This is a genomic window from Streptomyces sp. NBC_01304, assembly GCF_035975855.1.
In the GTDB taxonomy this organism is placed as follows: Bacteria; Actinomycetota; Actinomycetes; order Streptomycetales; family Streptomycetaceae; genus Streptomyces.
Map to the genome: position 1 here is coordinate 1,386,703 of NZ_CP109055.1, position 19,708 is coordinate 1,406,410.

Annotated in this window: 17 protein-coding genes; 2 read left to right on the forward strand and 15 right to left on the reverse strand. The window is 70.7% G+C overall.

Features of this window, described 5'->3' with window-relative positions; translation table 11 throughout:
- Positions 1-30: 30 nt before the first annotated feature.
- The 15 genes from OG430_RS06000 to OG430_RS06070 all read right to left on the reverse strand — a co-directional run bounded on the left by OG430_RS06000 (position 31) and on the right by OG430_RS06070 (position 18,118).
- A complete protein-coding gene (locus tag OG430_RS06000; protein WP_327351368.1) occupies positions 31-528 on the reverse strand; it encodes a hypothetical protein in 498 nt (165 codons plus the stop codon).
- Between the two features lie 52 nt (positions 529-580).
- Positions 581-1,885, reverse strand: coding sequence for a pectate lyase family protein (locus OG430_RS06005; protein ID WP_327351369.1), 1,305 nt, complete (start codon positions 1,883-1,885; stop codon positions 581-583).
- Between the two features lie 2 nt (positions 1,886-1,887).
- On the reverse strand, positions 1,888-2,718 hold the full coding sequence (locus OG430_RS06010; protein ID WP_327351370.1) for a rhamnogalacturonan acetylesterase: 831 nt from the start codon (positions 2,716-2,718) through the stop codon (positions 1,888-1,890).
- A 50-nt stretch (positions 2,719-2,768) separates the two neighbouring features.
- On the reverse strand, positions 2,769-4,130 hold the full coding sequence (locus OG430_RS06015; RefSeq protein WP_327351371.1) for an ABC transporter substrate-binding protein: 1,362 nt from the start codon (positions 4,128-4,130) through the stop codon (positions 2,769-2,771).
- A 51-nt stretch (positions 4,131-4,181) separates the two neighbouring features.
- On the reverse strand, positions 4,182-6,203 hold the full coding sequence (locus OG430_RS06020) for a pectinesterase family protein (protein WP_327351372.1): 2,022 nt from the start codon (positions 6,201-6,203) through the stop codon (positions 4,182-4,184).
- A 50-nt stretch (positions 6,204-6,253) separates the two neighbouring features.
- Positions 6,254-7,786: a glycoside hydrolase family 43 protein gene (locus tag OG430_RS06025; protein WP_327351373.1), complete on the reverse strand. Its 1,533-nt coding sequence runs from the start codon at positions 7,784-7,786 to the stop codon at positions 6,254-6,256.
- Positions 7,783-8,625, reverse strand: a complete 843-nt coding sequence (locus OG430_RS06030; RefSeq protein WP_327351374.1) for a PmoA family protein — start codon at positions 8,623-8,625, stop codon at positions 7,783-7,785. The genes OG430_RS06025 and OG430_RS06030 overlap by 4 nt, the downstream gene beginning before the upstream one ends.
- Positions 8,622-9,794, reverse strand: coding sequence for a Gfo/Idh/MocA family protein (locus OG430_RS06035; RefSeq protein ID WP_327351375.1), 1,173 nt, complete (start codon positions 9,792-9,794; stop codon positions 8,622-8,624). Before OG430_RS06035 ends, OG430_RS06030 begins: the two co-directional genes overlap by 4 nt.
- A 5-nt stretch (positions 9,795-9,799) precedes the next feature.
- Positions 9,800-10,678, reverse strand: coding sequence for a carbohydrate ABC transporter permease (locus OG430_RS06040; RefSeq protein ID WP_327358968.1), 879 nt, complete (start codon positions 10,676-10,678; stop codon positions 9,800-9,802).
- Positions 10,679-10,722: 44 nt separating this feature from the next.
- Positions 10,723-11,667 (reverse strand): carbohydrate ABC transporter permease, encoded by a 945-nt coding sequence (locus tag OG430_RS06045; RefSeq protein ID WP_327351376.1) that lies wholly within the window; start codon positions 11,665-11,667, stop codon positions 10,723-10,725.
- Between the two features lie 114 nt (positions 11,668-11,781).
- Entirely contained in the window at positions 11,782-13,575 is a 1,794-nt protein-coding gene (araD, locus tag OG430_RS06050; RefSeq protein ID WP_442816439.1) for an L-arabinonate dehydratase, read from the reverse strand.
- A complete protein-coding gene (locus OG430_RS06055) occupies positions 13,563-14,465 on the reverse strand; it encodes a dihydrodipicolinate synthase family protein (RefSeq protein ID WP_327351378.1) in 903 nt (300 codons plus the stop codon). Before OG430_RS06055 ends, araD begins: the two co-directional genes overlap by 13 nt.
- The gene (locus tag OG430_RS06060) at positions 14,462-15,124 is read right to left on the reverse strand and encodes a GntR family transcriptional regulator (RefSeq protein ID WP_327351379.1); all 663 of its coding nucleotides are present in this window, start codon (positions 15,122-15,124) and stop codon (positions 14,462-14,464) included. Before OG430_RS06060 ends, OG430_RS06055 begins: the two co-directional genes overlap by 4 nt.
- Positions 15,125-15,337: 213 nt before the next feature.
- The gene (locus OG430_RS06065) at positions 15,338-16,315 is read right to left on the reverse strand and encodes an endonuclease/exonuclease/phosphatase family protein (RefSeq protein ID WP_327351380.1); all 978 of its coding nucleotides are present in this window, start codon (positions 16,313-16,315) and stop codon (positions 15,338-15,340) included.
- A gap of 159 nt (positions 16,316-16,474) precedes the next feature.
- Positions 16,475-18,118: an ABC-F family ATP-binding cassette domain-containing protein gene (locus OG430_RS06070; protein ID WP_327351381.1), complete on the reverse strand. Its 1,644-nt coding sequence runs from the start codon at positions 18,116-18,118 to the stop codon at positions 16,475-16,477.
- Between the two features lie 483 nt (positions 18,119-18,601).
- On the opposite strand from OG430_RS06070, the gene OG430_RS06075 reads away from it, so the two are divergent.
- Positions 18,602-19,027: a spore germination protein GerW family protein gene (locus tag OG430_RS06075; protein ID WP_327351382.1), complete on the forward strand. Its 426-nt coding sequence runs from the start codon at positions 18,602-18,604 to the stop codon at positions 19,025-19,027.
- Positions 19,028-19,248: 221 nt separating this feature from the next.
- Positions 19,249-19,650: a hypothetical protein gene (locus OG430_RS06080; protein ID WP_327351383.1), complete on the forward strand. Its 402-nt coding sequence runs from the start codon at positions 19,249-19,251 to the stop codon at positions 19,648-19,650.
- Positions 19,651-19,708: the final 58 nt, after the last annotated feature.

Below are 19,708 nucleotides of genomic sequence, written 5' to 3' on the forward strand. Positions count from 1 at the left end.
GGCGGCATACGGAAAAGGGCCGTAGCCAGATCAGGGAGACACGGTCGAGGCCGATGTCGGCGGGCTGGTGGCGGACGTCGTCTCCGCACCCGGGTCGCACATCAGCGTGACCACGACTGTCATGGTGGGGGAACTCGGAGCCCTGGTCCCGATGAGCGTGGTCGCCGCGATCCAGTTCCCCCTGGTGAGGGTCAGCGATCCGCCTGCCTCCAGGCGGGGGCCGCGCTTCCAGCCGTCGGTCGTACGGGCGCGCGCGAAACCGGCCTTCAACGCCGCGTCCACCGTCGCCGACTCGTGCTCCCCGACCAGGGCCTCCCGGCAGTCTCCCGGGCGGGGATCACGTTTCAGCGTGATGCCTTCGGCGGCCAGCGCCGAGGTCAGCTCCGCCGCCACCGTGTCCACGGGCACCGGCGGGCCCGAGTAGCGCGGCGGCAGCGGGCCCTTGTCCTCAAGCAGGCAACCGGTCGCCGTCGCGTTCACCGCCATGACGAGTGCCGCAAGGCCGATGGCCCCGTGTCGCCGCCGCACGCTCCCCCACACCCCTTTGCCGATCCCGGCCGGTCAGTCTCGCACCCCGCGCTCAGCAGATCTTCCCGGCCCCCGCCTTCCCGCCGACCAGCCCCGGCACCGCCCGCGGATCGTCGACCCTCGCCCGCAGCGTCGGCGACCAGCCCGCGCCCTCCCGCAGCGCCTCTGCCGGGAATTCGGCATTGTGGACCGCGATCAGATCGACCGCGCTGCCGTTGACGTAGTTGCGCTCGGCGGTGACCGGCGCGTCCTTCCATTTCTTCAAGATGCGCCCGGAACTCACCCCCTCCGGCAACGTGAACGCGTTCTTCTCGGCGACCAGTTGAGACTCGAAGCCGATACCGAAGGCGTACGCGTAGTGCTGGTCCCCCTTCACCACGTAGTGATTGTTGTACGTGTCCACCTGCCCGAAGCGGACGCGCGGGGCGCGCTCCACGATGCCCTCGAAGAGGTTGTGGTGAAGGGTGACCTTCAGCTTGCCCGCATCCGTCGCGGCCGCGCTGTCGCTGTTGCCGATCATCAGGGTCTTGTCGTGGTCGCGGAAGGCGTTCCAGGACGCGGTGACGTGGTTGGCGCCGCGCACGATGTCGAGCAGGCCGTCGTGCTGCTGGTAGACCTCGCCGTAGTACGAGGGCAGCGTGCTGTCCGGGTAGCGGCCGTCGGTGAAGGTGTTGTGGTCAAGCCAGACATGGGTGGAGCCGTACACGACGGCGGCGTCGTACTCCGAGTTCCAGGCGCCGGTCGCGCCGTCCGTCGGGTCCCACTGGGGGAAGCAGTCGAGCGGGGCCTCGAAGGTGAGATTGCGGACGATGACGTTGTCCACGTCCTTGATCTGCAGGCTGCCACCGGTGATGGCGGCGTCCTTGCCGACGCCGATGATCGTGGTGTTGGCCGGGACCTCGGCCTTGATCGCCTCGGACTGCCGGGCGGCAGAGGCCGCGCGCAGATCCTCCTGGGGGCCGCTGACCGGCCGGTCGCGGCCCCACACCGCCGGGTCGTAGTCGGCGAGGTACTGCCGGAAGTCGTAGCCGTCGGCCTCGAAGGCGGCGCAGCCGGCGGCGGTCGCGTTCAGGACGCCCTTCACCTTGATGATCTTCGGGGCGTCGCCGCCCGCTTCGAGGGCAGCGGTGAACTCCTGCCAGGTGGTGACGGTGTACACGTGCGCGGCATCGGCCTTCGCACCGCCGGTCGTGCCCGAACCCTCCGATGCCCAGCCGTCGTTCGGGCCGAGGATCTGACGGGCCACGTCGTGCGGGGCAGCCTGGGCCGTGCCGGGTGCGGCGGCGGCGAGGGCGAGCAGGGTGCAGGCGGCCGTCGCCGCCAGAGGTGCCAAGGGTCTCGGCAGAGGTGTGCGCATGATCAGGCCCCTTCCGGCCAGGTGATCCACGACTCGGGGATGACGTCTTCCAGGCGGCGCAGCTCGCGCGGGGCCAGGACGCGACGCTCAAGGAGGGCGGTGGCGGTCAGGCGGGCCACCTCGATGGCGCCGGGCGGGTTGAAGTGGGTGTTGTCCTGTTCCGTCGCGGTCCAGTTGAAGTACTTCTTCGTCTCCTCGGGCCCGAGCCGCTGCCACAGGGCGAGCGACCGGGCCTGGATGTCGAGGAGGGCGACCCCTTCCTCCTCGGCGAGGGCCCGCATGGCTGCCGGGTACTCGCCGTGCGTGGGCAGGGCGGTGCCCACGGCGTCGAACTTGCGGCGCTCCACGGAGGTCGCGAGCACCGGCCGCGCCCCGCGCTCGCGTGCCCCGGTGACGTACTCGCGCAGACAGTCCTGGTACGTCGACCAGGGCTCGGTGTAGCGCGTGGGGTCGGCGGACTTCGCGTCGTTGTGCCCGAACTGGATCAAGAGCAGGTCGCCGGGGCGGATCGCCGCCAGGATCGGGACGAGCCGGCCCTCGTCCAGGAAGCTCTTCGAACTGCGGCCGTTCACCGCGTGGTTGGCCACGCCCAGATCACGGTGCAGGAAGAAGGGGAGCGCCATGCCCCACCCGGTCTCGGGTGCGGCGTCGGCGTACTTCTGGGCGGCGGTCGAGTCGCCTGCGACGTACAGCATGCGTCGGGGTCCTTTGCGCGGGTGCGGGCGCGGGCCTGCGGGTGAGGCGTGTGCGGCGGGGGCCGCGGCCACCGCGAGGGGAAGCCCCGCGAGGGCCGCGACCACGTGCCGCCGGGTCGGCCTGCGCGGCGGTGTCATTCCCGCCGGCCTGTACGGCGGTTTCACCTCCGCCGATGCGCGCGGCGATGTCACTGCTGCCGCTGCTTCCACTCCGCCTGCGCCTCGTTGAGCTGCTCCGCGAGGGTGTCCAGGAAGTCCTTCGCGGTCATCTTGCCGAGGAGCACCTTCTGGAAGTTCGGCTCGTTGTCGGCCTTCGAGATGGTGTTCCAGTCCGGCAGGTAGTACGGCAGCTGCACGATCTTGATGCTGCCGTCGTTGACCGCCTCGGAGGCCAGCTTGGTCGCCTCCGCCTGCTGCACCCAACTGTCCTTCGCTGCCTCGGTGTTGGCGGGGATGGCACCGGCCGACTCGTTCCACTTGCTGTTGGACTCGTGGGCGACGGCGAACTCGATGAACTTCCAGGCCGCCTTCTTGTTCTTGCCCGTCTTGAACATCGCGAGCCCGTCGACCGGGTTGGACAGCTGGACTCGGGTGCCGTCCGCCGTCGTCGGGTTCGGGATGCCGCGGAACTTGTCCTTGCCCAGGGACTTCAGATGGTCCTGATAGGAGCCCAGGTTGTGGCTGAGCATGCCGATCTCGCCGCTGTCCCACTGGGCGACCATCTTCTTGAAGTCGTTGTTGACGTCGGCGGACGGCGTGCTCTTCTTGAACAGGCCGACGTACTTCTCCAGCGCCGCGACGTTCTTCGGGTCGTTGACGGTGGTCTTGTCGCCGTCCCAGAACTCGGTGATCCCGGACTGCCCGTACGTCGCGTCCAGGGCCTGCGCGATCGAGCCCTCGCCGCCGCGGATGGTGTAGCCGAACTTGTTCTTGCCCTGGTCCGTCAGCTTCTCGGCGGCCTTGTAGAACTTCGGCCAGTCGGTCGGCGCGTCCAGGCCGGCCGCCTCGAACAGGTCGGTGCGGTACCAGAGCGTGCCGTTGTTGGCGGAGGTCGGGATCGTGTAGAGCTTGTCGCCGCCGCCGGCCGCACGGACGCTCTCCACCATCCCGTTGCTCAGCTTCCCCTTGAGCGAGCTGCCCGCGAGCCTGGCGTCGAGCGGCTCCACCGCGTCCTGGGCCGCTATCCCGGCCAGCATCGCGGTACCGAGTCCGCCGACGTCGGGCAGGCCGCCGCCCTGGATGGAGGTGTCGTACTTGGACTGGACGCCCTCCGCCGGGACGCTGACGTACTTGACCTTGATGTCCGGGTTCGCCTTCTCGAAGTCGGCGATGATCTCCTTCCAGACGTCGGTACGGACCCCGCCGTTGTTGTCCCAGAAGGTGATCTCGCCCTTCCCCGACCCCTCCCCGCCCTTGCTGCCCGCAGGACCGCTGCCGTCGTCGCCGCAGGCGGTGGCGGTCAGGGCGAGGGTGGTGGTGAGGGCCAGGGCGACGAGGGGCAGGCGCGTTCTGCGGTTGCCGTTGCGGTCGCGGTTGCGGATGGGGAACATGGTCGGCTCATTTCTCTGTGGTGGGTGCCTGGCGTGTACGGAGAGGTCGTTTCAGTGCGGCCTGCGGCTCTGCGGCTGCCAGCCGTCGACACCGCGCAGGTAGTCGACGGCCTCGTGCGCGGCCGCGTCCGCGTCGGACATCTGGGGCCGGTCGGCGGTGACGGCCGAGCCGGGTCCGGTGTTGCGGTACTCGGTGAAGCGGGCGTCCTTCCAGGAGAAGCCGCCCATGTCGGTCCACGGCGATGTCTTGATCACGGCGGGCAGCTCGGTGTCGCGGATCAGGATCTGGCCGACCGCGTCGGGGTTGCCGCTCGGATGCCAGGGCCGGCCCAGGTGGAAGGTCCCGGCGGGCGCGTCGCTGATCACCTTCGAGCCGGTGATCAGGAAGCCGTACGGGTTGTCCTTCCAGGTCGAAGGGGCCGTGAGATAGCCGTTGTTGGAGTCGGAGCCACGGCTGAGGGCCTTGATGACGCAGTCCTCGATCACGGTGGTCGCCCGGCCGTAGAGGAAGTCCACATCACCCTCGATGTAGGAGTCGTGGACGTAGACCCGGGCCACCTGGGTAAGGGCGGGGGTGTCGGTCATCAGGGTGTCCTGGTTTCCGAGGAACGCGGTGTTCTCGAAGTGCAGCCGGTCGCCGGTGGTCTTCACCGCGAGGGCCTGCTCACCGTTGATCTCGTGCGCGGCCTCGTCGAAGTCGTTGGCGAAGGTGAGGTTGCGGGCACTGAAGTCGTCGGCCTCGATCAAGGCGGTCGCGCTGCCCGACGATCCCTGGGTGCCACCGCCCGGCTTGGGCTCCCCCGACGGGGTGTCGTGGACGATGGTCGTGTCCGAGCGCTTGTCGCCGGTGCCGACCAGGGCGAGGTGCGTGCGGTCGCGGCCGACACGCACCTTCTCCCGGTACGTTCCCGGGGCGAGACGGATCGTGACCGGCCCGTCGTTCCCGGCCGGTACGGCGTCGACGGCGGTCTGCACCGTCGGGTAGTCGCCGGGCACCCGCAGCGTCGTACTGACGCCGATGGCCTTCTGCGGTCCGGCGAACCTGCCCACCAGGGCGGGCACGGCGGCGGCCGGATCGAGACGGTAGGGGTAGAAGTCCCTCGGCACGAAGGCATCGCCCCAGGCGTCGTGTCGGCCTGTGGTGTTCCTCAGGAGCGAGCCGCGCTGCACCAACTCGGCCGTCGCATCGGCCTGATAGGGGTGCTGGACGTTCTCGTAGTAGCTGTTCTCGATGACCATCTTGGTCGCGCCGCGCGACCAGTTTCCGTACGTCCACACCGGATCGCCCGGGTCGGCCTGCCCCGACAGGTGGTTGTTGTACAGGTGCGCGTAGGCGACGTTGTCGGCGGACGGGTTGCGCTGCTTGGTGTTCTTGAACAGGTTGTGGTCGACGGTCAGTTGGGTCTTGACGTTCGGGGTCCAGCCGATGCCGAAGGTCTTGTTGTTGTTCTCGAAGCGGTTGTAGGAGACGGTGACGTACTCGCTGTCCTTGCGGATGTCGAGCTGGCCGTCGCAGATCCGCGAGAACCGGTTGTGGTCGATCCAGACGTGGTGGGCGGAGTCCATCTGGATGCCGTCGAAGTCGGTGTCCTTGCAGTCCCAGTTGCCGTCGATCGCGGAGTCCCGGATCGTCAGGTTACGGATGATGACATTGCTGGTGCCGGGGTCGAGGTGCAGTTCGCCGTGCACGATCTCGGCCGTGTCACCGACCCCGACGATGGTCTTGTCGGAGGCGACCGGGATGTCCGCCCCGAAGGGCTCGGCGGCGATCGATCCGGCGACGCGGATGATGTACGGCTCGTCGGCCGCCGCGTACCGGACCAGCGACTCCTGGTCCGTGACGGTGACGACTTTGCCGCCCGCGCCGCCCGTGGTGCCGCCGGCCAGGGAGGCGAAACCGTGAGCGGTGTCGGACCACTTGGGTGCCGGAGCGGGCTCGGCGGCGGACCCGGGCCGGGGCTCGGCCGCCTCGGCCGTAGTTGCCGCGCAGACCAGCGAGGCGAGCAGGGCGGTGGCGGCAGCCAGGGTCGAACCTCGTCCCGGCAAGCGCTTGCTATCGAGGTGCGGCGTCATTCAGGCTCCTCAGAAGTGTTCGGAATCAGTTCAGAAGCAGTGCTGGGGCGTCAGTTGCCGTCAGGGGCGATGCGGAACCGCGTGAACGTCCCCACCCCCGCACTCCCCGCCCCCGAAGGCGCGACCGCGAACAGCCCGAGCAGCGCCCCCACCCACCGCCACGGCGTCGCGGCGAACACCGGCCCGCCGGGCCGGAAGCCCTCGCCGGTGTCGGCGAAGAACCGGCAGCGGGCCCCCGCCCCCACCTCGATCCGCAGCCGGGCCCGCCCCTCGGGCGCGAGCCTGGGATGCGCGGCGTCCCGCTCGCGCTCGGCGACGGCCTCGGCGAACCGGTGCACCAGGTGCACCGCCCCGTCCGCCCCGCGTTCAAGGCCGATCCAGCCGTAGGCGTCCCCGAGCACCGCCAACCCGGCCCGCGCGCCCGGCACTTCGGCGCTCAGTGACAGCTCCACCTCGATCGCGCACGGGACGGCGGGCAGCCGCTGGGTGAGGACGTTCGGCAGCTTCCGCACGTCCTCCGTGACCGGGGTGCGCACGCACGTCAGGCGCAGCCCGTCGCCGGAGTGCTGCGGCGTCCAGCCGCCCTGCGGGTTGGCCGTCCACTGCCACTGCCGGCCGAAGCGCCCACCGGGGAAGTCGTCGTCTGTGGCCGGTGCGGACGGCGGCTGTGCGGGTAGTTCGGGCTTTCGGTGTACGCGTACGGGGGTGCCGTCGTCCCCGAGGACCGGCCAGCCCGCCGCGTCCCAGCGCATCGGCTGCAGATGCACCACGCGGCCGTGGGCGCCGCGCTGCTGGAAGTGCAGAAACCAGTCCTCGCCGCGCTCGGTGCGCACCCAGCCGCCCTGGTGGGGGCCGTTGATGTCGCTGGTCCCCTGTTCGAGGACGATGCGCTCCTCGTACGGGCCGAAGAACTCGCGGGCGCGCAGCGCGCCCTGCCAGCCGGTCGCCACTCCCCCGGCCGGGGCCAGGATCCAGAACCAGCCGTCGTGCCGGTAGAGCTTGGGGCCTTCGAGGGTGAACCAGCCGGGGATGCGGTCCGCGTCGACGATCACCTTGCCCTCGTCGAGCAGCTCGGTGCCGTCGGGTCGCATCCGGTGGCCGGTGAGCCGGTTCTTGATGCCGGAGCGGGACCTGGCCCAGGCGTGCACCAGGTAGGCCTCGCCGGTCTCCTCGTCCCACAGGGGACACGGGTCGATCAGGCCCTGCCCCGACTTGATCAGGTGGGGTCGGGTCCAAGGGCCTCTAATCGTAGGGGCGTTGATCTGGTGGATGCCGTGGTCCGGGTCGCCCCAGAAGATCCAGAAGCGGTCGTCGTGGTGGCGCAGGGAGGGTGCCCAGACGCCGCAGTCGTGGCGGGGCCTGCCGAAGTCGGCGGCGGGTTCCAGGCGTTCGAGGGCGTGGCCGACGAGGGTCCAGTTGACCAGGTCGCGGGAGTGCAGGAGCGGCAGTCCGGGAGCGCGGCCGAAACTGGAGGCGGTGAGGTAGAAGTCGTCGCCGACGCGCAGGACGTCGGGATCGGACCAGTCGGCGGCGAGCACCGGGTTGCGGTAGGTGCCGTCGCCCAGGTCGGGTCCGGGGATCATGCGGTCACCGCCTTGTGGATCAGGGTTGCCGCCTGACCGCGGTCGAGGCGGCCGTCGGCGACGACGGTGACGATGCGCCGTACGACGGTCTCGTCCGCGGCGACGGTCAGCCGCTCTTCCGCGGCCAGGGACGAGCCGACGCCGGGGTATTCGGTGGCGCGTACGAACCACGGGTCGTGGCGGGTGTCGTCGGTGGCGCCCGCGAGGACGAGCGTCCAGTCGTCGCCGGTGAGCGCCACCCAGTCGGCGCGGCGGCCGTGCACGCCGTCCTCGCCCCCGGCGTCCGCGGTGAACACCTCGGGGGCGGCGGCCTCCTTGGGGGCCCGCCAGAAGAATCCGCCGTAGCCCGCGCCGGGGCGGCCGTTGGTGGCGGGGCTGCCGATCGACAGCTCACGCCCGCTGGTGTTGGTCAGGGCGAAGGTGAAGTCCAACGCCCAGGCGGAGTCGGTGACTTGGACCGGTGCGACGGTGCGGCGCTCGCGCAGCAGCTCACCCTCGCCCGCCGCCCAGCGCAGCTCCTGGACGAACCCGTCGGGGTCGCACAGCGGGAAGGCGGCGTGCTGCTGCACTCCGTGGTTGTCCAGCTCGGTCGGACCCTCGTTCCGTACGAAGGTCCGTCCGCCCCAGAAGTTGTGCCCCTCGACGTCGGGAACGGCGACACCGACGCCGAGGTGGTGCGGGTGGTCGGCGGGCCGGGTCTCGGTGACGGGGGTGCCGGCAAGGGTGGTGACCGGGTGGAGGTGGGGGCGGGGGGCGAGCGTGCTGGGCAGGTCCCGCCCGGTGCGATAGCGGGCGACCATGCGGCCGGCGCAGCGCAGCACGAGGTAGTCATCGCTCACGAGGTGGTCACCTCTTCGGGATGCGCCCAGGGGGCGCCGAGTTCGGAGTAGAGGGCGAGGGTGTCGGCCGCGGCGGCGACCAGGCCGTCGATGCCGGGCACGATGCGCCGGGCCGTGGTCTCGCCGGGTGCGGTGTACCAGGCGGTCTCGGGCAGCGGGGCCGGGGCGGGGGCCCGGCGGACGGCTTCGACGACGCGCATGAAGGCGCCGGTCGCGGCGGGCGGCACGAGGAGGTCGGCGCCCCGGGTGAGGTGGCCGACGAGGTTTTCGAGGAGGTCGGTGCGGCCGTGCAGGACCTCCTCGGGTCCGTGTCCGGCCCGCTGGATCAGGACGCGGTCCTGCTTGTACCAGAAGGTGATGCGGCCGCCGCTGCCGTGCACCAGGACGTACGGCTCCCCCGGCCGCTCGGCGCACAGGGTCGCGGCGATCGTGACCCGGCGGCCTTCTGCGGTGGTGATGCGGACGCAGGAGGTGTCGTCGGCTTCGATGGCGTTGCTGCGAAACAGCTCGGTCTCGATGCCGGCCACGTCCTCGGCGTGGGTGCTGCCGTCGAGGGCGAGCGCGGTCGCGACGGCGTGGGCCAAGGGGTTGGTCAGCACGCCGTCCACGACGTCCGAGCCACCCATGCGGCGCCGCCCGGCCCAGGGGGCGCGGCGGTAGTACGCCTCGTCGCGCGCCCAGGCACCGGCCGCGCCCACCCCGGTGACCTCGCCGATGGCGCCGGACGCGACCAGCTCGCGGATCGCGGGCAGGGCGTGCGAGCCGAGGGACTGGAAGCCGATCTGGCAGGCGGTGCCGGCCTCGGCCACCGCGTCCGTGATGCGCGAGAAGTCCGCGTACGACGGTGCGGGTGGTTTCTCCAGGAGGAGATGTACGCCGCGTTCGGCGGCGGCGAGGGCCAGTTCGGCATGTGTCGGGATGGGCGTGCACACGACGGCGAGCTGCGCGCCCGTGACGTCCAACAGGCCCGCGAAGTCCGCCGATTGAAGGGGTTCCCCCAGACCGTCCAGCTCGGCGGCCGTCAGCGGGCTGAGCTCGCAGATGCCGACGAGGCGTACCAGTCCGGCGAGTTGGAGGCGCTGGATGTTCTCCAGGTGCCGGCGGCCGTGTCCGCGCGCACCGGCGAGGACGACGGACAGCGGGGATTCCAGGGCACGTCGGCCATGCATGCCGCTCATCCCTTCACCGCCCCAGCGCTGAAGCCGGTGATCAGCCACTTCTGGATGAATGCGAAGACGATCACGACGGGGACGGCGGCGATGATGCCACCCGCCGCGAGCGCGCCCAGGTCGACGCTGTCCGCGCTCATCAGCGTGTTCAGGCCCACCGGGATCGTCTGCAGCTCCTGGTTGCTGAGGAACATCAGCGCGAACAGGAAGTGGTTCCAGCTGTGCACGAAGGCGAAGGAGCCCACCGCGATCAGTCCCGGGCGCAGGAGCGGCAGGACCACCGCGCAGAAGGCGCGGAAGCGCGAGCAGCCGTCGACCCAGGCCTGCTCCTCCAGCGAATAGGGCACGTTCTTGATGAAGTTGCTGATGAGGATCATCGACAGGGGCAGTTGGAAGACGGTCTCGGCGATGATGACGCTGCCGAGCGAATTGATCATCTGCAGCTTGGCGAAGATCTCGAAGAGCGGCACCAGCATCAGCGCGCCCGGCACGAACTGCGAGCACAGCAGCGCCAGCATGAACCAGCGCTTGACCCGGAAGTCGAAGCGGGCGAGCGCATAGCCGCCGGCCAGCGCGACCAGCGTGGTCATCACCAAGGTGGCGAGGCCGACGAGCACGCTGTTCTGGAAGTACGTGCCGAAGGCCCGCTCGGTCCACACCTTGTCGAAGTGCTCCAGGGTGAGGGGCCAGGGCACCAGCGAGGTGGAGCCGGCGGGGCGCAGCGCGAAGAGCATGATCCAGTAGAAGGGGATGAGCGTGAAGACCAGATAGACCGAGAGCGGCAGATAGATCTGCCAGCGCGGCACCTCGTCCCAGGCTCGGCGCCGCTTGGGCTCCCGGCGCGAACCGACGCTGTCGGACGGGGAGTTGGGGGCGGGCGTCACGACGGGCGCTTCCGCATCGCGGTCCGCATTCTTGTCCGTGGTGATCACTTGCTGTCACCTCCGAACTTGCTCAGGCGCAGATACAGCACCGAGCAGAAGAGCAGGATCACGAACGCCACCGTCGTCAGGGCGGAGGCGTAGCCGAAGTTGTGGGCGTCGACGCTGGTGGTGGCGACGTACAGCGGAAGGGTCGTCGTCTCCCCCGCGGGGCCGCCGCCGGTGAGGGTGTAGAGGAGGTCGACGTTGTTGAACTCCCACACCATGCGAAGGAGCGTGGACAGGACGATCGCGTCCTTCAGGTGCGGCAGCGTGATGTGCAGGAACTGGCGGACCTTGCCCGCGCCGTCCACCTCGGCCGCCTCGTAGAGGTCCTTCGAGACGGACTGCAGGTCGGCGAGGATGAGGATCGCGAAGAACGGCACGCCCCGCCACAGGTCGGCGACGATCGCCGCCGGGAACACGGTCGCGGTGTCCGACAGCCATGAGGTTCCGTAGCTGCCGATGCCGAGGTCGGCGAGGTAACGGGTTATTCCTGTCTGGGAGTTGAAGAGCAGGACCCAGATCACGGAGGTCAGCACGCCGGACACGGCCCAGGGCGAGAACACCAGGGCGCGGCCCATCGCTCGCCCCACGAAGGTCTGGTTGACGATGAGCGCCAGGGCGAGCCCGAAGAGCAGTTGCAGGCCGACCTCGACGACGACCCACTTGGCGCTGAAGCCGAGGGTGTCCCAGAACAGCGGGTCCTCGGTGAAGGCGTGCACGAAGTTGTCGAGGCCGGCGAACCCGTCGCGCCACGGCTTGGTGGGGTTGTAGTGCTGCAGGCTGTAGTAGAAGACGCTGAGCACCGGGTAGGCGATGAAGCCCAGCATCAGCAGGACGGCCGGCGCGATCAGCAGATAGGGCAGCCCGCGCGGCGTCGACGACCCTCGCCGCCGACCGCGTGGGGCGGGTGGCGCGGGGGGTTTCGCCACGGCTGCGGCTTGGGCCATGACAGTTCTCCGTTCGATCCGGTGAAGCGCTTCGCAGATGACGTTCGAGATCTCGGACAAATGAAGGGTGGGGCAGGGCGCTTGACGGGCGCGGCGTCCCACCGCGGCTCCGCCTCAGCCCGCGTACGGCTCCGGCACCTCGCCGGACCTGGCCAGGAAGGCGAAGTCGCAACCGGTGTCGGCCTGGGTGACCTGTTCGGCGTACAGGGCTCCGTAGCCACGCCCGTAGCGGACGGGCGGCGGCGTCCACTCGGCGCGGCGGGCAGCCAACTCCTCATCGGACACATCGAGTTGGAGACGGCGGGCCGCGACGTCGAGCGTGATGAGGTCGCCGGTGCGGACGAGGGCCAGAGGGCCGCCGACATGAGACTCGGGCGCGATGTGCAGCACACACGTCCCGTAGCTGGTGCCGCTCATCCGGGCGTCGGAGATCCGCACCATGTCGCGTACGCCCTGCTTGAGCAGGTGGTCGGGGATCGGCAGCATCCCGTACTCGGGCATCCCCGGACCGCCCACCGGGCCGGAGCCGCGCAGCACCAGGACGTGATCGGCGGTGATGCCGAGGTCGGGGTCGTTGATGGTGCGCTGCAGCTGCCGGTAGTCGTCGAAGACGACGGCGGGCCCGGTGTGCTTGAGCAGCCTCGGCTCGGCGGTGATGTGCTTGATGACCGCGCCGTCCGGGCAGAGGTTGCCGCGCAGGACGGCGACTCCGCCCTCCTCGAACAGGGGGTTGTCGCGGGTGCGGATCACGTCGTCGTGGTGGACGCGGGCGGTCGACAGCTGCTCGCGGAGGCTGTCGTACGCGACTGTCGGGCGGTCGAGATGGAGCAGATCGGGGATCCGGGAGAGGAATCCGGGCAGCCCGCCCGCGAAGTGGAAGTCCTCCATCAGATACGTCTCGCCGCCGGGCCGCACATTGGCGAGGACCGGCACCGTGCGGGCGGTGCGGTCGAAGTCGTCCAGGGTGAGGGTGACGCCGGCCCGTCCGGCCATCGCGATCAGATGGATGACGGCGTTGGTGGAGCCGCCGAGGCCGAGGACCGTGGTGACCGCGTCCGCGAAGGCGTCCACGGTGAGGATCTGCGACAGGCGGCGGTCCTGCTCGACCAGCTGGACGATGCGCATACCGGATGCGGCGGCCATCCGGTCGTGCCCGGAGTCGACGGCCGGGATGGACGAGGCGCCGGGCAGGGTCACCCCGAGTGCCTCCGCCGCGGCGGTGAGCGTCGAGGCCGTGCCCATGGTCATGCAGTGGCCCGGCGAACGCGCCAACCCGCTTTCCAGTTCGGCCAGTTCGCAGTCGCCGATGAGCCCGGCGCGCTTGTCGTCCCAGTACTTCCACATGTCGGTGCCGGAGCCGAGGACCTCGCCGCGCCAGTGCCCGGGCAGCATGGGCCCGGCGGGCACGAACACCGTCGGCAGGTCGACGCTGGCCGCGCCCATGAGCAGCGCGGGCGTCGTCTTGTCGCAGCCGCCGAGCAGCACCGCGCCGTCCACCGGGTAGGACCTGAGCAGTTCCTCGGTCTCCATGGCGAGCAGGTTGCGGTAGAGCATCGGGGTCGGCTTCTGGAAGGTCTCGCTCAGGGTCGACACCGGGAATTCCAGGGGGAAGCCGCCCGCCTGCCACACTCCACGCTTGACGGCCTGGGCGCGGTCGCGCAGATGGACGTGGCAGGGGTTGATGTCGGACCAAGTGTTGAGGATCGCGATGACGGGCTTGCCCAGGTGCTCCTGGGGGAGGTAGCCGAGCTGGCGAGTGCGGGCCCGGTGGCTGAAGGAGCGCAGTCCGTCCGTGCCGTACCACTGGTGGCTGCGCAACTGCCGCGCGCTGTCGGCCTTTTCGCCGCCTGTTCTGCTGGCCGGTTCAGCGTCTGCCCTGTCGGCCCTCTCGCCGTTCATATCGACCATCCCGCGAGAATCGAGGCGACCTCGGCGCGCTCCGGCTCGGTCAGCAGCCTGCTCGGGGCGCGTACGTCCCTGCGGCACAGGCCGAGGAGGGCCAGGGCTTCCTTGACGACGGACACGTTGTTCGCCGACCCGTTCGCCGCGCGCAGCTCCTCGAAGCGGCGGATCTGCTCCCAGACCTTCATGGCGGCGGTGTAGTCACCGGATCGAAGCGCTTCGATCATGTTCAGCGAAATGTGCGGGGCGACGTTCACAAGACCCGAGGTGAACCCGGTCGCTCCGGCCGAGAAGTACGAGGGTGCGTACGGCTCGGCGAGCCCCGCGACCCACACGAACCGCTCCAGCCCCGCGTCCCGCGCGAACGCGGCGAACCGCGCCGCGTCCGGTACCGCGTACTTCACCCCGATCACATTCGGGCAGGCGTCGGCCAGTTCGGCCAGCCGCGCCCCGCGCAGCAGCGGATTGCGCAGATAGGGCACGACACCGAGCTCGGGCACCGCCTCGGCGATCGCCCGGTGGTAGTCGACCCAGCCCTCCTCGGAGACGTACGGATGGACCGGCTGATGGACCATCACCATGTGCGCCCCGACCGCACGGGCGTGCTCGGCGGCGGCCACGGCGGTCGGCAGGTCGTGGCCGACCCCGACCAGGATCGCGGCCCGCTCCCCCGCCTCCTGCATCGTCAACTCGGTTACGGCTCGGCGCTCTTCGGGGGTGAGGGCGTAGAACTCGCCGGTGTTGCCGTTGGGCGTGAGAGTGCGTACGCCGCCGTCGAGCAGGCGACGCAGCAGGGCACGGTGGGCGGTGCGGTCGATCGACCCGTCCGCGGCGAAGGGCGTCACCGGGATCGCCACGACGTCGGCGAGCGCGGCCCGCTGGGATGCGAAGGTCATCGGGCTGCGTCCTCTTCCTCAAGTCCCGCATCGGGAAAGGCCCTTCGCACGAACGAGGCGATGTGGCCGTGCAGGGCGCGTGCCGCGCCGTCCGCGTCGCCGTCGAGCGCGAGCCGCAGGATCTCGCGGTGCTCGGCGGCCTCCCGCTCCCAGGACGGGTCCGCGGCCCAGGCCACGGCGGAGACCAGGGCGGCCTGGTCGCGGACCTCGTCGAGCATGCGGCCGAGCAGCGGGTTGCCGCACGGGGCGTACAGGGAGCGGTGGAACTCCCGGTTGGCCAGGGAGCGTTCGGCCGTGTCGGTCGCGGCATCGGCGCGTTCGAGTGCGTGGCGCGCCTCGTCCAGGGACGCGGCACGACGCACGGTGCGGCGCAGCGCCTCGGGTTCGAGCAGCAGCCGTACGTCGTACACCTCGCGCGCCATGTCCGCGTCCACCATGCGCACCGTGCCGCCCTTGTACTGGCTCATCACCACGAGCCCGGTGCCGGCCAAGGTCTTGAGCGCCTCGCGCACGGGCGTCTTGGACACCCCGAACTGCTCGGCGAGCTCGGTCTCGACCAGGGCCTGCCCCGGGCTCAACTGCCCGGTGAGGATGCGGTGTTTGATCGCCTCGAGCACGAACTGCGTGCGGGAGGGGATCGGGGTCGGCACAGAGGTCATGGGCACCCTTGGCTTTCGCGTATCGCGTCTCATATATGACGTATGGAGTACGACGCGTTGAAGCTAGAAGGGGCGCGCTGGTTCGTCAACGCTTCTGACAAAAGAAGTCCGCACCGATGGGCCGCGCCTTACGGGTCGTAGGTGCGCCCCGTCTCGATCGTCGTGGCGTCCTCGTGCATCGTTTGCGTGGCCGGACAACAGGGGATCAGACCTTCAGAACGCAATGCGCGCGGCGACGGGCAGATGGTCGCTCCCCGTCGAGGCCAGCGTCCACACACGCGTGACGGTCGCCGCACGCGCCAGGACCTGGTCGATCCGGGCCAGCGGCATCCCCGCGGGCCAGCTCAGCGCGAATCCCGAATCGGCGGGCCCCGCCTGCGAGACGACCGGCGCCAATCCCCGGTCGTCCACCGTGCCGTTGAGGTCACCGAGCACGATCACCCGGTCGAGCCGCTCGGCCGCCAGGGCCGCCCCGAGCAGCCGGGCACTCTCGTCGCGGCGCGCCGAGGCCAACCCCTGTGTAGGACTCAGCCGGATCGAGGGCAAGTGGGCGACGTACAGGGCGACTTCACCCTCGGGTGTCGTGGCTGTGGCCCGCAACCCGCGATTCCAGCCCGCACCGACACCTGACGGCCGGATGTCCACCGGCCGCACCTCACGCAGCGGATGCTTCGACCACACACCGACCGTGCCGATGACCGCATGGTGGGGATACTGCGCGGCCAACACCCCTTCATAGAGAGGCAGGGCGGCGGAGGTCAGCTCCTCCAGCGCGATGACGTCCGCGTCGGCGGCACGGAGCGCGCGGGCGGCGGCCGCCGGGTCGGGGTTCTCGTCGCTGACGTTGTGCTGGACGACGGTGATGTCGTACGCCGACCCGGACGCCGGCGGCACGTACAGCAGCTGCGCGAACTGTCCGGCCCAGGCGGCTGCCGGCAGCAGCACGGCGAACAGCGCGACCACGGACCGCCGCCACAGGGCAAGGAGTGTCAGCGCCGGTACGGCGAGGCCCAGCCAGGGCAGGAACGTCTCAAGGAGACTGCCGAGGCGGCCGAACCCGTTGGGCACCGCGCCGTGAAAGACGAGCAGACAACCCACGAGCACGGCGCCCACCGCCAGGACGAGGTCCCACCTGCCACACGCGAAGGGGTCCCAGCGACGCCCCACCGATTCCCCCGCTCCCGTATCCATATGAATCCTTCCCCTCCCCGCCCCTTCCCGAAAGTCCTCAAACGCCGGACGGGCTGGTTCATCGAGCGCGGCCTCGACAGATCAGCCCGTCCGGCGTTTGAGGACAGTCTTTGAAGCCGGCGGCAGCCTTACGGGAAGGGGCGGGGAGGGGCAAATCTCTCACACCAACGTCTCGGCAACCTTCCCGTCCACCAGCTCCAACCGCCGCGTGGTCCGCACCGCAGCAAGCATGCGGCGATCATGGGTGACCAGCAGAAGCGTCCCCCGATACGAGCCGAGCGCGGATTCCAGCTGCTCGATCGCCGGCAGGTCGAGATGGTTGGTCGGCTCGTCCAGGACGAGCAGATTAACCCCGCGCCCCTGCAGCAGCGCAAGCGCGGCCCGCGTGCGTTCGCCGGGCGAGAGCGTGGCCGCGGAGCGCAGCACATGCTCCGCCTTGAGGCCGAACTTGGCCAGCAAGGTCCGGATGTCGGCCGGCTCGGAGTCCGGCACCGCGGCGCGGAACGCGTCGAGCAGCGGCTCCTCACCGTGGAAGAGGGCACGCGCCTGGTCGACCTCGCCGACCCGCACGCCCGACCCGAGGGCGCTGTGGCCCGCGTCCAGCTCGATCCGCTCCAGGAGCGCGGCAAGCAGGGTCGACTTGCCCGAGCCGTTGGGCCCGGTGATCGCGACCCGGTCCGCCCAGTCGATCTGCAGATTCACCGGGCCGAGCGTGAAGGCGTCCCGCCTGACCTCCGCGTCGCGCAACGAGGCCACGACGGTGCCCGAGCGGGGAGCCGCCGCGATCTCCATCTGAAGCTCCCACTCCTTGCGGGGCTCCTCGACGACATCGAGGCGTTCGATGAGCCGCTGCGCCTGCTTGGCCTTGGCAGCGAGGTTCTCGCTGTTCTCGGCGCGGGCCTTGCGGGCGGCCTTGTCGTTGTCGCGGCTCTTGAGGACGGAGTTCTTGACGCCGTCCTCCGCCCACCTGCGCTGGACGTTCGCCCGGTCTTCGAGCGTGGCCTTCCGCTCGGCGTAGTCCTCGTACGCCTCCCGTGCGTGCCTGCGCGCGACCTCGCGCTCGTCCAGGTAGGCGTCGTAGCCGCCTCGGTAGAGGTTCACCTCCTGTTGTGCCAGGTCGAGTTCGAGGACCTGGGTCACGGTGCGGCTGAGGAACTCGCGGTCGTGGCTGACGATGACGGCGCCCGCCCGCAGGCCGCGTACGAACTCCTCCAGGCGCTCAAGGCCCGCCAGGTCCAGGTCGTTGGTGGGCTCGTCCAGAAGGAACACGTCGTAGCGGGACAGCAGCAGCGAGGCGAGTCCCGCGCGGGCCGCCTGGCCGCCCGACAGCGAGGTCATCGTCTGGTCCAGGCCGACGCCCAGGCCCAGCGACTCGGCGACGCGTTCGGCGCGTTCGTCCAGGTCGGCGGCGCCGAGGGCGAGCCAGCGCTCCAGGCTCGTGGCGTAGGCGTCATCGGCGCCGGCCACCTCGTCGACGAGGGCCTGGGTGGCCCGGTCGAGCGCCGCCTGAGCCGCGGTGACGCCGGTGCGGCGGGCGAGGAAGTCCCGCACGGTCTCCCCCGGCCTGCGCTCGGGTTCCTGCGGCAGGTACCCGACGGTCGCGACGGCGGGGGCGAGGCGCAGCTCGCCCTCCTCCGGTTCGTCGAGCCCGGCGAGGATGCGCAGGAGGGTGGACTTGCCGGCCCCGTTGGCCCCGACGAGGCCGATCACATCGCCCGGCGCCACGATCAGGTCGAGGCCGCTGAACAGGGAGCGGTCGCCGTGGCCGGCGGCCAGGTTCTTGGATACGAGGGTTGCGGACATGAGTCGCCAATCGTGCCGATGCGGTCGCCGCCGGGGGCGGCGAAGGGATCAAGCTCCGGGGGAGCGGCGTGTGCGGCACCACGCGGCGACCGTTGCCGTACGAGAGAGCCGTCTCCCTTGTGGGAGAGGGCGGTTCGGGCATCGAGGTCGCTCCACGCGAGAGCTCACGGACAGCGCGATGGCCGCCGTGGCGTGACATCCGTACGGACGGTGCCGTACGGGCGTGGTGATCGCCTACCTCAGATGCGCAAGGTCCACCTCGATCGGAGACAACAGAACGCCAGGAAGCTTAGCCAGCCGCCGACGCCCTGAGCAATGCCTTTTCCCGAGGTCAGCGGGCCGCTGCGGCGCCACTCCCCCAACTCCTTTGGCAGCGCGTCCAGTTACGCACCCACCGGCGCGCGGAGTTCCGGCTTAGCGTGAAGTGTCCGCACCGAGCCCGCCCAGCGCCGCGTACCGGCGCCCTCGCACAGGAGTCACCCCATGACCTCCCCACCCGCAGCCGGCACGCCCCGGCCGCCGCAGCGCCTGTCCGCCGCCCACGCCTCGGTGGCGCTCCTTGAGGCCCTGGCCGAGAAGCTCGGCGGCCGGGCCTCGGTGACCGCGGTCTACGGCGAACCGGTCACCCGCGACGACGTCACCGTCATCCCCGTCGCCCAGGTCGGCTTCGGCTTCGGTGGCGGCGCCGGCCAGGAAACCGGGACGGACAAGTCCGGCGAGGGTGGGGGCGGCGGGGGCGGGGGCGGCGCGAAGCCGCTGGGCTTCATCGTGATCCGGGGCGGGGACGCCACGTACAGGCCGATCCGCGATCCATGGGTGCAGGTCGTCCTACCACTGGCCGGATTGCTGGCGGGGACCGCGCTGCCCCGGATCGCCCGTGCACTGACACACCGCGCCCGGCACCACTGACCCCCTTGCATGTACGCGCCTGCGACACGGGAGGGGCTCCCGGCTCCTGCGTTTGGGGACACCCCGACAGGGGACCCGAGCCGCGGGCACGGGGCCCTGGGGAAGCAAGGACCGCGGGTGCGGCTCCCCGCTTCGAGCGGTGGCGGGAGCCGCGCCCGCAGTCGGCTCCCGGACCCGGCAGCGTGCCGCGACCGCCCTGTCGGCCCAGGAAAGGAGCGAGCGTGCCTCGCGGATCGAATGCCAAACGTGAGCGCCAGTACGAGCAGATCGAGGAGGTCCGGCCGGAGCGCGGCGCCGGCGAGGAGGCCACGGCCACGGACCGTGCTCTCGACAGCGACCCGCCGGCCACCGGCAAGGAGAAGCCGTCGGAGGTGGCGGGCGACGAGCTGCCGGAAGGCCCCGGCGAGCGGGTGCCCGCGGTGCCGCGCGACCTGCCCGATCAACAGGCCCACGCGGACGACCCCCTGGACGTCCCGGAACCCGAACCACCCCGGACGGGCGGCGGGCGGGAGCCGGACCCGGAGCTGCCCGACCCCGACCAGCCCGGCGCGGGGCCGCGCGGAGCGCCACGGAAGGCAGGGCCCCATCCCGAGCAGCCCGTCCCGGACGAGCCTTCGGGCTGAGCCTGCGTGCGCGGTCGGACCGGGTTTCGCACCGAAGCACAAGGCGCGGGTGCGGTGC